The sequence below is a fragment of the Ectopseudomonas guguanensis genome, assembly GCF_900104265.1.
Lineage (GTDB): Bacteria > Pseudomonadota > Gammaproteobacteria > Pseudomonadales > Pseudomonadaceae > Aquipseudomonas > Aquipseudomonas guguanensis.
In genome coordinates, this window is record NZ_FNJJ01000002.1 from 433,344 (window position 1) to 448,343 (window position 15,000).

Below are 15,000 nucleotides of genomic sequence, written 5' to 3' on the forward strand. Positions count from 1 at the left end.
CAGTGGCAAGGCGGTGCAGCGTGATGCAGGTTGATGCCGCATCCGTGGGAGGCGCTTCAGCGGCGACGGTTCGCGGCTAAAGCCCCTCCCACAGACGGAATCGACGTCAAACGCGACGCAGATCCAGGGTCATCGGCAGTTCATTATTGTCTATCGGCTGCATGACGGGGCGCTTGCCCGGACTGTGGCCCAGGCGGAAGAAACGCGCCAGGCGCCGGCTCTCGGCCTCGTAGGCGTTGACCGGCAGGCTGTCGTAGTTGCGCCCGCCCGGATGCGCCACATGGTACTGGCAACCGCCCAGCGAGCGCTGCATCCAGGTATCGACGAGGTCGAACACCAGCGGCGCGTGCACGCCGATGGTCGGCTGCAGGCAACTGGCCGGCTGCCAGGCACGGAAGCGCACGCCGCCGACGAACTCGCCGACCTTGCCGGTCGGTCGCAGCGGCACCGGCACGCCGTTGCAGGTCAGCACGTAGCGATCCGGCGCCATGCCGCTCACCTTCACCTGCATGCGCTCCAGCGACGAGTCGACGTAGCGCACGGTACCGCCGATGGCGCCCTCCTCGCCCAGCACGTGCCAGGGCTCCAGGGCCTGGCGCAGCTCCAGGTCGATGCCCTTGACCGCGAAGTCGCCAGCCTTGGGAAAGCGAAACTCCAGGTGCGGGGCGAACCACTCGGCGCGCAGCGGATAGCCGAAGGCCGACAGTTCCTGCAGCACGTCGGCGAAGTCCTGCTCGACGAAATGTGGCAGCAGGAAGCGATCGTGCAGCTCGGTACCCCAGCGCACCAGCCTGGCCGGGCGGTAGGGTTCCTGCCAGAAACGCGCGATCAACGCGCGCAGCAGCAGTTGCTGAGCCAGGCTCATCTGCGCGTGCGGCGGCATCTCGAAGGCGCGCAGCTCGAGCAGGCCGAGGCGACCGCTGGCCGAGTCCGGCGAGTACAGCTTGTCGATGCAGAATTCAGCGCGGTGGGTGTTGCCGGTGACGTCCACCAGCAGGTTGCGCAGCAGGCGGTCGACCAGCCAGGGCGGGCAATCGCGGCCCGGCTCGGGCATCTGCGCGAAGGCGATTTCCAGCTCGTACAGGGCGTCGTTGCGCGCCTCGTCCACGCGTGGCGCCTGCGAGGTCGGGCCGATAAACAGGCCGCTGAACAGGTAGGACAGCGACGGGTGGTTGTGCCAGTAGCTGATCAGGCTGCGCAGCAGGTCGGGGCGGCGCAGGAAAGGCGAGTCGCTGGGCGTCGCACCGCCGAGGACGAAATGGTTGCCGCCGCCGGTGCCGGTGTGGCGCCCGTCGATCATGAATTTCTCGCTGGACAGGCGCGACTGACGCGCCGCCTCGTAGAGGAACTCGCAGCACTCGACCAGCTCATCCCAGCTGGCGGCCGGGTGGATGTTCACCTCGATCACGCCGGGGTCGGGGGTGACGCGAAAGTGCAGCAGGCGCGGGTCCAGTGGTGGCTCGTAGCCTTCCAGCAGCACCGGGCAGTTCAGCTCGGCGGCCACCGCCTCGATGGCCGCGACCAGCTCCAGATAGTCCTCCAGATGCGCCAGCGGCGGCATGAACAGGTAGAGGCGGCCCTCGCGCGGCTCGGCGCACAGCGCGGTGCGCACGATGCCGGCAGCCGACTGCCCGCAGGCCGGACGCACGCTTTGCGGGCCGGCACTGGCGCCGCGCCAGACGCCGCGCAACTGGCGCTGGATCTGCGCCGGGCTGGGCAAGGGCGGCAACGCCTGACTGGGATCGAGCGGATTGATGTAGGGGTAGTCGGCCTGGCTCACCCAGGGCAGCGAATCCAGCGGCAGACGGTAGCCCAGCGGCGAGTCGCCTGGCAGCAGGCGGCAATGCTCGTCGCGCAGGAACCAGCGCCCGCTCTGCCAGCCCTCGCCCACCACCTGGCGCGCCAGCGGCAGCACGTGGCCAACCACGGCGTCGAGGCCCTGGTCGAACACCTTGCGCAGGCGCTCGCGCTCCAGCGGGTCGCTCAGGCGCGGGTCGTCCGGGGTGACGTTGTCCGGCAGCTTGCGCTCGCGCCACAGGTAGTAGAACCAGTCCTCATAGGCCGGGAAGACGTTGCCGGCGTCCACATCCAGACGCGCCGCCAGCGCGGCGAGAAAACGCGCGGCGGTGTCGGCGCTGGCACCGTAGCCGCGCTTTTCGTCGGCCAGCAGCTTGGGGTCGTGCCACAGCGGCTCGCCGTCGCGGCGCCAGAAGCAGTTCAGCGACCAGCGCGGCAACTGCTCGCCCGGGTACCACTTGCCCTGACCGAAATGCACCAACGCATTGGGGGCGTAGTGCTCGCGCAGGCGATGGAACAGGTCGGCGGCCAGGCGGCGCTTGTTCGGCCCCAGGGCGGCGGTGTTCCATTCGTCGTCATCCGGGTAGTCGAGGGCGATGAAGGTCGGCTCGCCGCCCATGGTCAGGCGCACGTCATGCTTGTGCAGGTCATCGTCGATGCGTCGCCCCAGCGCCTGGATCGCCTGCCACTGCGCCTCGCTGTAGGGCTTGGTGACGCGCGGCGCCTCCCACACGCGCTCGACGCTCATCAGGTGCTCGAACGTCACCTCGCACTCGTCCAGGGCGCCGGTGATCGGCGCTGCCGAGGACGGCTCCGGGCTGCAGGCCAGGGGAACGTGACCTTCGCCAGCAAACAGGCCGCTGGTGGGGTCGAGGCCGATCCAGCCGGCGCCGGGCAGGTACACCTCGCACCAGGCGTGCAGGTCGGTGAAGTCCTTGTCGGTACCGCTGGGGCCATCGAGGGATTTGACGTCGGCAGTGAGCTGGATCAGATAGCCGGAGACGAAGCGCGCCGCCAACCCCAGATGACGCAGCAGCTGCACCAGCAGCCAGGCCGAGTCGCGGCAGGAGCCGGAGGCCAGCTCAAGCGACTGCTCCGGCGTCTGCACGCCCGGCTCCATGCGGATCAGGTAGCGGATGTGGGCCGACAGGCGCTGGTTCAGCTCGACCAGGAAATCGACGCTGGGCCTGGGCGTGCGCTCGATGCCGGCCAGGTACTCGGCGAACAGCGGCGTGGCCGGCAGCTTGACCAGGTACGGCGCCAGCTCGCGCTGCTCGCCCTCGGTGTAGGCGAAGGGAATGCGCTCGGCATAGGGTTCGAGGAAGAAATCGAAGGGGTTGAACACCGCCATCTCGGCGACCAGGTCCACCTCGACCTTGAATTCGCGGGTCTTCTCGGGAAACACCAGGCGCGCCAGGTAGTTGCCCTGCGGGTCCTGCTGCCAGTTGATGAAGTGCTGGCCCGGCTCGACCTTCAGGGCGTAGGAGAGGATGCGTGTGCGACTGTGCGGCGCCGGCCGCAAACGTATGACTTGTGGCCCGAGGTTGACCGCACGGTCGTAGCGGTAGTGGGTGACGTGGTGCAGCGCGACATGAATCGACACGGCGGCCTCCTGCTAGCCTGGACGATACCCTGTGCCGCGCAAGACTTATGCCATAGCCCAGACCACGCAGCATCTAGGTCGGCGATGCGCCCCGCGCACCAGAAGCAGGCCTTGCACGCACCAGAGTCGACATCATGCACCATAGCAATGCATCGTTACGGCCAATTTGCCGTAGCTGCGTTCTACCGTAGACTGCCATGACCTCAGGCAAGGATGGATGTCATGCCGCGAAACGCCCCCCTCTTCCTGCTCCTCGGCCTGCTCGCATCCGCACTGAGCACCTCGCTCCGGGCCGACGATCCGTTGCTCGAATCGCTGGCGCCGGCCGCCAGCCAGTCCGGCGAACGCCAGGTGCGTGGCGTGTTGCGCGCACGCAACCAGGCCGTGCTGTCCAGCGAGCTGCCCGGCCGCATAGTCGAGATGCCATTCAGCGATGGCCAGGACTTCAACAAGGGCGACGTTCTCGCGCGCTTCGACTGCAGCGCCTACCAGGCCCAGCTCAACGCCGCCCAGGCCGCTGCTCGCGCCACCCGCGAGGAGCTCAACCACAAGAAACAGCTGGCGGCCCTCAATTCCGTCGGCCGCTTCGAGGTGGCCCTGGCCGAAGCGCGCCAGGCACAGGCGCAGGCGGAAACCCAGGTGTATCAGGTGCAGGTCAAGCGCTGCAGCGTCACCGCACCGTTCAATGGCCGCGTGGTGCTGCGTCGCGCCCAGCCCCACGAGAGCGTCGCCAGCGGCGCGCCGCTGCTGGAGGTGGTGGACAACGGCACCCTGGAAATCTACCTGCTGGTGCCCTCGGCCTGGCTCGGCCGCCTGCAACCCGGCCAGGCCTTCGACTTCATTCCCGACGAGACCGGCGCGCCGCTCAAGGCCAAGATCAAGCGCCTCGGCGCGCGCATCGATGAAGGCAGCCAGACGCTGCTGCTGATCGGCAGCCTGCCCGAGGACGCCGAGGGCCTGCTCGCCGGCATGAGTGGCACGGCGCAGTTTCAGGTGACGCAATGAACGCCCCGCTGCCCGGTACGGCCGAACGGGTATTCGCCCTGTTCCTCGGCCTGGAGCAGCAGGCGCGCAAGGCCGGCAGCACCGAGCAACTGGCCTATGCCATGGTCAACGACGGCCAGGCGCTGTTCGGCTTCCGCCATGCCGCCCTGCTGATCGCCGGCAAGGTGCAGGCGCTGACCGGCATCAGCGTGGTGGAGGCGAACGCGCCGTTCGTGGCCTTCGTCGAACGTGCCGCCTCGGCGCTGCTCAAGCATGGCCGGCTGGGTGAGGGACACGCTGTCGACCTCGCGCAACTGGACGAACAGACGCGCCTGGACATGAACAGCCTCTCCGCCCCGCACGCCTTCTGGTTGCCATTGAAGAACCGTCGCGGCGAGACCTTCGGCGGCCTGTGGCTGGCGCGCGACAAACCATTCGCCGAGGCCGAGCAAGCGCTGCTCAGGCAGTTGGCCGACACCTACGCCCACGCCTGGCTGGCACTGCAACCGCGCAAACCCTGGCGCATGCGCTGGCCGCGACGCAAATTGCTGGCGGTGGCCGCCGCGCTCTCGCTGTTGCTACTGATTCCGGTCCGTCAGTCGGTGCTGGCACCGGCCGAAGTCGTGCCTCTGGGCGGGCGTGTGGTGGCCGCACCGCTGGACGGGGTGATCGCCGAATTCCTGGTCAAGCCCAACCAGAACGTCGCCGCTGGCGATCTGCTGGTGCGCTTCGATGCCACCAGTCTCAAGGCTCAGGCCGACGTGGCCGAGCGCACCCTTGGCGTGGCCGAGGCCGAGCTCAAGGCCAACAGCCAGCGCGCCTTCGCCGACGCCGAATCCAGCGCCCGCCTCGACCTGCTAGCCGCCCGCGTGGAGCAGAAACGCGCCGAACGCGACTATGCCAGGCAGTTGCTGGCACGCAGCGAAGTGCGCGCCGAACGTGCAGGGATCGCCGTGTTCGCCGATGCCGAACGCCTGACCGGCAAGCCGGTGCAGACCGGCGAACGGCTGATGCAGATCGCCGATCCGACCCAGGCCGAATTGCGCATCGAGCTGCCCGTCGGCGACGCCATCGCCCTGCAGCCTGGCGCCGAAGTGGCACTGTTTCTCGACAGCGACCCCCTCAATCGTCATGAGGCGCGGCTGGAGCGCTCCGCCTACGAGGCCCAGAGCACCGCGGCCGGCCAGTTGGCCTACCGCCTCGATGCACGCTTCGTCGACGCGCCCCCGCGCATCGGCCTGCGTGGCACCGCCAAGCTGTTCGGCGATCGTGCGCCGCTGGCCTATTACCTGCTGCGCCGTCCGCTGGCCGCCGCACGTCAGAGCCTGGGTTTGTGATGCTGCCCGCCCTGCGCCCCGACCTGCAGCTGTCCCCCGCCGAACCGGCGCTCGACGGCGCCCCGCAATGGACGCTGGCCGATCCGCTGCGTGGCCGCTACTTCAAGCTCGGCGCTGCCGCCGTGCGCCTGCTGCGCCACTGGACGCTGGGCGAACCGCAGCGCGTGCTGGCCGCGGCCAACGCCGAGCCAGGCGTGCCCCTGGGTCTGGCCGAACTCGAGGACATGCTGCGCTTTCTCGGCAGCCACGACCTGATCGCGGCACTGGACGACAAGCAGCGCGCCAGCTATGCGATGAAGGCCGCCTACCAGCGCCAGAGCCCGTGGAAGCGGGTGCTGCATCAGTACCTGTTCTTCCGCATTCCGCTGTGGCGACCCGATCCCTTCCTCAATCGCGCCTGGCCCGTACTCGAACGTCACGGCCCCTGGCTGCTGCGCTGGGGGCTGCCGCTGGTCTTCGCCCTGGGCCTGTTCCTGGTGTTGCGCGACTGGCAGCGCTTTCTCTCCACCTTTCCCCATCTGTTCAGCCTGGGCGGCGCCCTGGCGTTCGGCATCGCGCTGACCTTCGCCAAGCTCTGCCATGAGTTCGGCCACGCCTTCATGGCCAAACGCGCCGGCTGCAGGGTGCAGAGCATGGGCCTGGCCTTCATGGTGATGCTGCCGATGTTCTACACCGATGTCAGCGATGCCTGGCGCGTGAATGACCGACGTTCGCGCCTGTTGATCGGTGCAGGCGGCGTGCTCGCCGAACTGCTGCTGGCGGTACTGGCACTGCTGGTCTGGTCGCTGCTGCCGGATGGCCCCTTGCGCACCTCGGCCTTCATGCTGGCCAGCGCCACCTGGATCACCACGCTGGCGATCAACCTCAATCCCTTCATGCGCTTCGATGGTTACTTTCTGATCAGCGACCTGTGGGGCGTCGACAACCTGCAGAGCCGCGCCTTCGCCCTGTGCCGCTGGCGCCTGCGCGAGGCGCTGTTCGGCTACGGCGAACCGGCGCCGGAGCCCTGGTCGCCAAGCATGACCCGGCGCCTGCTGATCTGGGGCTACGGCTCCTGGATATGGCGCGCGATCCTCTTTCTCGGCATCGCGCTGGCGGTCTATCACCTGTTCTTCAAGGTGCTCGGCATCTTCCTGATGCTGGTGGAGCTGCTGTGGTTCATCGGCCTGCCGATCTGGCGTGAACTGGGCGAGTGGTGGCAACGCCGCGAACAGGCCGACTCACGCAAGGTGCTGCACACCGGTCTGGCTCTTGCCGCGCTGCTGCTGGTGCTGATCGTGCCCTGGCGCAGCTCGGTGCAGGTACCGGCCCTGCTCGAAGCGTCGCGCACCAGCACCCTGCATGCACCAGTGGCCGCGCGCCTGAAAGCGGTGCATGTGCGCGAAGGCCAGAGCGTGGCAGCCGGCGACCTGCTGCTGGAGCTGGACTCGCCGGACCTCGACTCGCGCCTGACCATCGTCCGCCGCGAAATCGAGATTCTCCAGCTGCAGCTGCGCCGGCAATCCGCGCGCAGCGAAACGGCGGCCGATGCCGGCATTCTCGAACAGCGCCTGGCCGAGGCCGTCGCCGAATACCGCGGCCTGGCCGCCCAGCGTGAGCGCCTGCAGCTGCGTGCGCCGCAAGCCGGCGTGGTGCGCGACCTGCAACGCGACCTCGATGCGGAGCGCTGGCTGCACCCTGCCGAACCCCTGGCGCGCATCGTCGAACAGGGGCTGCGCCTGCGCGGCTACCTGGCCGAAGAAAACCTGTGGCGAATCGCAGCGGGCAGCGAAGGACGTTTCATTGCCGATGACCCGGCACGCCCGGCAATGAAGGTACGCCTGGAAGAGGTAGACGCCACCGGCGTCGCCTACCTGGAGCTGGAAGCGCTGAGCTCCGATCACGGCGGCCCCATCGCCGTGCGCCGTGACGCCCAGCGCCGCGCCGAACCCGTGCAGGCCCAATACGGCGTACGCCTGGCGCTGCTGCATGACGACATCCACCCGGATCACCCCCTGCGCGGCGTGGTGCTGCTGGACGGTGAACGCCAGTCACTGCTGGGCGCCGCCTGGCGACGGATCGCGGCGCTCGGTGTGCGCGAAAGCGGTTTCTGACGCAGGCGCATCGGCAGCCGCGTCACTGCAGCCAAAGCCCGGCGGCCATGATGACTCGGCCGGCCAGCGCGACAGGGAACCTAATCGAACAGGAAAGTTCCGTTCAGCCCCAGGATATGGCCTACCGTCCATCCGACCGGTGGCGCGTGCACCTGCAGTTCAGGTACTCTCCGACCAGTTAGTCGCGTAATGGCAAAACAATACAGACGGGTCAGGCTCCGGCCGCCGCACGGAAGCCAACAAGGACGCTCCCCCAATGCGTGGTACCGACTTGCATCTTCGCCCTGCCGAGGCGGCCGACCTCGGCTTCCTGCGCGCGCTCTACGCAAGCACCCGTAGCGAGGAAATGCTGCGGACCGGCTGGCAGCAATCCGCGATCGACGCCTTTCTCACCCAGCAGTTCGAAGCCCAGCATCGCCACTATCAGGAACACTACCCGGACGCAGAGTTCTCGGTGGTGCTCCTGGCAGACCAGGCCATCGGCCGCCTCTATCTGTTCCGCGGCCCGAGCACTTATAACCTGATGGACCTTTCCCTGCTCCCGCCCTGGCGCGGCCAGGGCATCGGCAGCCATCTGCTGTCATTGCTGGTGCAGGAGGCTGACGCCGCGGGTCGATCCACTCGTCTGTACGTCGAACCCGACAACCCCGCGCGCCGCCTTTACGAGCGCTTCGGTTTCATCATCACCTGCCGGCATCCGGTGTACCTGGAGATGCACCGCCCCGCCGCGAGGAGGCTGAGCGCATGAGCGCGATTCCCAGTCAGGAAGAACTGCAGCAGGGCCTGGGCCACCTCTGGCGCCTCAGCTGGGAGGGGCACAGCGGCGTCGAGGTCGAGCTGGTCGAGGTCAGCAGCGGCAAGGCGATGAATCCGCGCTACCAGTGCTACGACGCCATATTCCGGCAGCCGCTGGGCATCGATCTGCCTCAGTACAGTTATACCTTGCAGAGCCCCACGCAGTCGTCCTGGTGGGTCATGCTCACCCCGATCGGCCCGGACGACGATGGCACGCGATTGCTGCAGGCGGTGTTCCACGTACGGACGGCGGCGAGCGGCTAGGTTCCGAACCATTACAACAAACCCACTACAGCAGGGAGCAACAACATGGACCCGTTCCTCGGCGAAATCAAAATGGTCGGCTTCAACTTCGCACCGCGCGGTTATGCGATGTGCCAGGGCCAACTGATGTCCATCGCGCAGAACACCGCGCTTTTTTCACTGCTCGGCACGCTATACGGCGGCAATGGCCAGACGACCTTCGGCCTGCCGGACTACCGTGGCCGCAGCCCGGTGGGCATGGGGCAGGGGCCGGGCCTCAATCCGATCACGCAAGGCGAACTCGCCGGTAACGAGAACGTCACGCTGACCACGGCACAGATGCCGATTCATGCGCCGACAGCTCAGTTCACCGGCCAGGCCAGCAGCGGCAGCCTCAGCATCACCGCCGATGTCGCCACTACCACGGCAGCCGCCATGGTGCCGCCGGCCCCGGGGGAGACCACCTATCTATCCGCCACGACGGCCAAAGCCGGCCCCAGCAATGTGACCTTCAACGGCCTGTTCAGCAACACCGCGCCGGATGCGACGAAAGCCCATCTGGGCGGGCTCGCGGGCCAGGCCAGCATCACGCCGCAAGGCAGCGTCACCATCTCGCCCGTAGGCGGCGGCCAGCCCTTCGGCGTGCGCAACCCCTACCTCGGCACCAACTTCGTGATCGCCACCGAAGGCGTTTTCCCGTCCCGAGACTGAGCTCGACCATGAAAGTCGGCCTGCCCAAGCAGGCCGCCAACGAATACCAGGCACGCCGGGAGTAACCGATGAAAAGCAAAGCCAGCACCCAATCGCCCCCCTACGCCCCGGCAGGCCTCAACTGGCTGCGCGCCCTGGAGCCGCGCATGATGTTCGACGGCGCGGTCGTCGCCACGGTCGCCGAAGCGACGCAGCACGACGCAGCGCCCGAGGCGGACAGCACGGGCGACAACCAGACCGACACCCTCGCCGCCGCGCCGGCCGCCAGTGGCGATCAGCGCCAGGAGATCGTGTTCATCGATGGCAGTGTGCAAGACCACGCACAGCTCATCGCCGGCATTGGTGAGGGTACCGAAGTCGTTCTGCTGGATGGCGCCAGGGATGGGCTCGAGCAGATAGCCCAGTACCTGGACGGACGCTCGGGCATCGATGCGATCCACATCGTCAGCCATGGTTCGTTGGGGCAGATCACCCTGGGGACCCTTACCCTGGACCAGGCGACGCTGTCCGAAAGAGCCGCAACGCTCGGTGCCATCGGGCGAACCCTGACGGATGCGGGCGACATCTTTCTCTATGGCTGCTACGTAGGACAGACCCAGCAAGGCCAGTCCTTCGTCGACGAATTTTCGCGCTGGACCGGGGCCGATGTCGCAGCGTCCACGGACATGACCTCTGGCAGCCAGCGCGGTGGCGACTGGGATCTGGAATACCAGACCGGCGAGGTGCTTTCCACACTGAATCTGGCTACTGCCTGGTCGGGCTACGCCGGCGCACTGGTTTCGATTCCGGCCAACATCACCATCGATTTTTCCGGAGAAGGGTTCGTCGAAAGCGCCGATCACGGCTCCAACGTCTACACCAAGGGCGACATCAGGATCACCTATAGCGCGAGCAATTGGTTCCAGGACACGGACGACGGACAGGCCAACTCGCCCGGCCTGTTCGCCGGGGCGTTTTCCGGCGTCGAAACGATTACGATCGAAACCATCTCGGGCAACGAATTTGACTTTGTCAGCTTCTATATCAACGCCTTTGGCGGTGGCTTCGCATCGGTACAGGGCTTCAGGGACGGCGCCTCGACCGGCACTCAAACCAGCGGAACCGGCTTCGGGCAGGCCAATGGCAGCTTCAATGTCACGCTGAACAACGGTATTTTCGACAACGTCGACAGGGTGGTCATCACCTCGAACGCGGGTGGGTTTTTCGACGTTTTCGATAGTTTCGTCCTCAATACCGTGCCCAGCATCGCCCCCAGCCTCGCCGCCACTGGCACCAACCCGACCTTCACCGAGAACGGCAGTGCGGTCGACCTGTTCAGCGCGGTAACGGCCGACACCAACGATGTCGGGCAGAGCTTCACCGGCGCCACCATCACGGTGAGCAACGTCAGCAACGGTGCGGCGGAAGTCCTGACCATCGATGGCACCAGCATCGGCCTCAGCAACGGCGCCAGCGGGACGCTGTCGGGTGGGGGCAGCTACAGCGTGAGCGTGGCTGCCGGCACCGCCACGGTCACCCTCAGCGGCATGACGCGCAGCAATGCGCAGATGAGCACGCTGATCGACGGCATGACCTACAGCAACTCCAGTGACAATCCGGGCAGCAACAACCGCGTGGTCACCATCACCAGCATCAGCGACAGCGGCGGCAGCAACAACACCGCAGCGCCCAACCGGGTTTCCACCGTAACGGTCATTGCGGAGAACGACGCGCCGACGCTGGCGCCGGCCAACGATGTAACCGCCTACACCGAGGGCGGTTCGCCCGCAGTGCTCAGCCCCGGCATCACGATCAGCGATCCGGACAGCACCACCTTCCAGGGGGCTACCGTCACCATCAGCGATTTCCGCGCCGGTGACGTACTCGCGGTCGGTACGCCAGGCAGCTTCACCGCCAGCTATGACAGCAACACCGGTGTGCTGACCCTCACGGGGCCGGGTACGCTGGCACAGCTGCAAACCGCGTTGCGCTCGGTCACCTTCTCCTCCACCTCCGACGATCCCACCTTCGGCGGCACCGACGGTACCCGGCAGATCAATTTCACCGTGACCGACAACGGTGGGCTGAGTGCAACGGCGGTGACGGCCCAGGTCGCCATCACCGCAGTGAACGATGCGCCGACGCTCTCCGCCGGTCCTTACACCTGGGCGGATACCAACGAGGACACCACCTCGGCGGCGGTGACGGTGGCAGACCTGCTGAGCAGCCTGTCAGCCAGCGATCCCGACAGTCCCAGCCTCGGCCTGGCCATCACCGCCAGCAGCGGCAACGGCACCTGGCAATACAGCACCGACGGCAGCACCTGGTACGGCGTCGGCACCGTCAGCAGTGGCGCCGCACTGCTGCTCGCCCCCACCACCCTGCTGCGCTTCGTGCCCGACGGCGAGAACGGCGGCACCGCCACGCTCAGTTTCCGCGCCTGGGACCAGAGCAGCGGCAGTGCCACGGTCGGCAGCACACGCAGCACTGCCGATACCTCCAGCAATGGTGGCAGCACGGCCTTCTCCAGCACCGCTGCGCAGGCCAGCCTGAGCATCAGCAGCGTCAACGATGCACCGGTGCTCACTCCCATCGCTCCGACGCTCAACGGTCTGACCGATAGCCAAGTCAACTGGGTCGGCCAGGCGGTATCGAGCTTTGCCAGTGCCAACACCAGCGACGTCGACAGCGGCGCGCTCAAGGGCATCGCCGTCACCGGAATCGATGCCGGCAATGGCACCTGGCAGTACAGCCTGGACGCCGGTGCCAGCTGGCAGGACATGGGCAGCGTATCGAGCAGCGCCGCGCTACTGCTGCGCAGCACCGACCGTGTGCGCTTCGTGCCCGACGGGGTCAACGGCACCACCGCCAGCATTACCTACCACGCCTGGGACCGCACCGGTGCCACCAACGGCCAGCAGGGCAGCAAGGTCGACGCCAGCGTCACCGGCGGAACCTCGCCCTTCTCCAGCGCCACCGACACCGCAAGCATTACGGTCACCGCGGTCAATGACGCGCCGATCGTCACCACCAGCGGCGGCTCCGCTGCGTTCGTCGAGGGTGACAACGTCGTTTCGACACCGGTGGTCATCGATGCCGGCATCACCGTGGTGGATAGCGATTCACCGCTGCTCTACGGCGCTACCGTGCAGATAACCGGCAACTTCCAGAGCGCCGAGGATCTGCTGGGCTTCACCGGCAATCCGGCCACCATGGGCGATATCAGCGGCAGCTACAACAGTGGTACCGGCACCCTGACGCTCACCTCCGCGACAGGGGCCAGCGCCGCGCAGTGGCAAGCGGCACTGCGCTCGGTCACCTACAGCAACAGCTCGGACACCCCGGTCACTGCCAGCCGCACCATCAGCTTCGTCGTCGACGATGGCGAAGCCAGCAGTACTGCAGCCGATCGCACAGTGACCGTGACTCAGACCAACGATGCCCCGATCGTCACCGTGCCCGGTGGCATCAGCGTGATCGAAGACACCGCCAGCAGCATCACCGGCATCAGCTTCTCCGACGCCGATGCCGGTGCCGGCAGCGTGACCGTGACGCTGTCGGTGCCCAGTGGCTCGCTGTCGGCCACCTCCGGTGGTGGCATCACGGTCGGCGGCAGCGCCAGCACGCTCACGCTCTCCGGCTCGATCGGCAACATCAACGCCTTTATCGCCGGGGGCAATGTCAGCTTCCTGACGGCAGTGGACAACACGGCCAGCGTCACGCTCACCGCCAGCATCAACGACAACGGCCTGTCCGGCGGTGCGCCGAAGAGCGACAGCGCGACCGTGCTGCTCACAGTGAGCGAGGTGAACGATGCGCCGACCATCAGCGCCCCGGCCTCGATCAATGTCACCGAGGACGTGCCACAGCCGCTCACCGGCATCAGCTTCGCCGATGTCGATGCCGGTGCCTCGCCTGTAACGGTCACCCTGCTCGTACCCAGCGGCACCCTGAGCGCGACGAGCGCCAGCGGCGTCACGGTTGGCGGCTCCGCCAGCAACCTGACCCTGACCGGCAGCCTGAGCGACATCAACGCCTTCATCGCGATGGGCTCAGTGACATTCACCACGGCAGCCAACGCCACCGCCAACGTCGTGTTGACCGTCCAAATCAACGACAACGGCAATACCGGCAGCGGTGGAGCGAAGAGCGACAGCACGACGCTGACCTTGAACGTGAGCGCGGTAAACGATGCGCCGGTCAACTCGCTACCCGGCGCGCAGAACGTCGATCAGGATGCCAACCTGGTCTTCAGCACCGGCAATGGCAACCCGATCAGCATCAGCGACGTGGATGCAGGCTCCAGTCCTGTTCGGGTCACGCTGACAGCCAGCAACGGTGTCCTGACGCTCGGCAGCACCGCCGGCCTGTCGTTCACCAGCGGGGACGGCACAGCTGATGCGAGCATGACGTTCACCGGCACCATCGGCGATATCAATAACGCACTGAACGGCCTGATCTTCAGCCCTACTGCTGGTTACAACGGGGCGGCCAGCCTGCAGATCACCACCGATGATCTGGGCTCGAGCGGCAGCGGCGGCGCACAGAGCGATACCGACACGCTCTCCATCACGGTCAATAGCCTCAACCCGCGGATAACCGATGTCAGCGCCGTCACGGCAAATGGCAGTTACAAGATCGGCGATACCATTACCATCACAGCCACCTTCAACCAGGTGGTGACGGTCGATACCAGCGGCGGCGTGCCCACTTTGCTGCTGGAGACTGGTGTGATCGACCGCAACGCCACCTACGTCTCCGGCTCCGGCAGCAACACGCTGACCTTCAGTTATGTGGTGCAGGCCGGAGACATCAATACGGACCTGGATTACCAGTCCACGACAGCCCTGAGCCTCAATGGCTCGACCATCCGTGGCGCGACGGCCAACGATGCCATCCTCACTCTGCCGAGCCCCGGCACTGCGGGCTCCCTGGGTGCCAACAAGGCGCTGGTGGTCGACGGTGTGCGCCCGGCCGCCACCAGCATCACCCTCAGCGACACGGCCCTGCGCATAGGCGAGACCGCCACCGTAACCGTGACCTTCAACGAAGCCGTGCTGGGCCTGGACCTCGCCGATTTCAGCGTGGCCAACGGCACGCTCAGCGGGCTGAGCAGCAGTGATGGCGGCTTGACCTGGACTGCAACCTTCACGCCGAGCAGCAGCATTACCGATGCCAGCAATGTTATTGTCCTCAACAACACCGGCGTCATGGACCTGGCTGGCAACATCGGCAGCGGCACCACCGAGTCGGTCAACTATGCCATCGACACCCAGCGCCCGACGGCCACCATCCTGGTCACCGACGCCGCGCTCAAGGCAGGCCAGAGCACGACCGTCACCATCACCTTCAGCGAGGCGATAACCGGGCTGACCACGGCAGACTTCAGCGTGGCCAACGGCGCGCTCAGCGGACTCAGCTCCAGCGATGGCGGCGTTACCTGGACGGCAACCCTGAC

Annotated in this window: 8 protein-coding genes; 7 read left to right on the forward strand and 1 reads right to left on the reverse strand. The window is 66.8% G+C overall.

Annotation, left to right across the window (positions count from 1 at the left end; genetic code table 11):
- Nucleotides 1-106 precede the first annotated feature (106 nt).
- A complete protein-coding gene (locus BLS61_RS04455) occupies nt 107-3,400 on the reverse strand; it encodes a transglutaminase family protein (protein WP_090427895.1) in 3,294 nt (1,097 codons plus the stop codon).
- 222 nt (nt 3,401-3,622) lie between these two features.
- Here BLS61_RS04455 and BLS61_RS04460 point away from each other — a divergent pair, with 222 nt between their 5' ends.
- From BLS61_RS04460 to BLS61_RS04490, 7 genes are all read left to right on the forward strand, one after another.
- Nucleotides 3,623-4,405: an efflux RND transporter periplasmic adaptor subunit gene (locus tag BLS61_RS04460; protein ID WP_090427898.1), complete on the forward strand. Its 783-nt coding sequence runs from the start codon at nt 3,623-3,625 to the stop codon at nt 4,403-4,405.
- Nucleotides 4,402-5,721 (forward strand): efflux RND transporter periplasmic adaptor subunit, encoded by a 1,320-nt coding sequence (locus BLS61_RS04465; protein ID WP_090427901.1) that lies wholly within the window; start codon nt 4,402-4,404, stop codon nt 5,719-5,721. Before BLS61_RS04460 ends, BLS61_RS04465 begins: the two co-directional genes overlap by 4 nt.
- Entirely contained in the window at nt 5,721-7,814 is a 2,094-nt protein-coding gene (locus BLS61_RS04470) for an efflux RND transporter periplasmic adaptor subunit (protein WP_090427904.1), read from the forward strand. Before BLS61_RS04465 ends, BLS61_RS04470 begins: the two co-directional genes overlap by 1 nt.
- 256 nt (nt 7,815-8,070) lie before the next feature.
- A complete protein-coding gene (locus BLS61_RS04475) occupies nt 8,071-8,562 on the forward strand; it encodes a GNAT family N-acetyltransferase (protein ID WP_090427907.1) in 492 nt (163 codons plus the stop codon).
- Entirely contained in the window at nt 8,559-8,873 is a 315-nt protein-coding gene (locus BLS61_RS04480; RefSeq protein WP_090427909.1) for a DUF6916 family protein, read from the forward strand. The genes BLS61_RS04475 and BLS61_RS04480 overlap by 4 nt, the downstream gene beginning before the upstream one ends.
- Nucleotides 8,874-8,918: 45 nt before the next feature.
- Nucleotides 8,919-9,563 (forward strand): phage tail protein, encoded by a 645-nt coding sequence (locus tag BLS61_RS04485; protein WP_090427915.1) that lies wholly within the window; start codon nt 8,919-8,921, stop codon nt 9,561-9,563.
- 68 nt (nt 9,564-9,631) lie between these two features.
- The coding region (locus BLS61_RS04490) for an Ig-like domain-containing protein (RefSeq protein WP_139205535.1) at nt 9,632-15,000 on the forward strand (5,369 nt) is incomplete at its 3' end.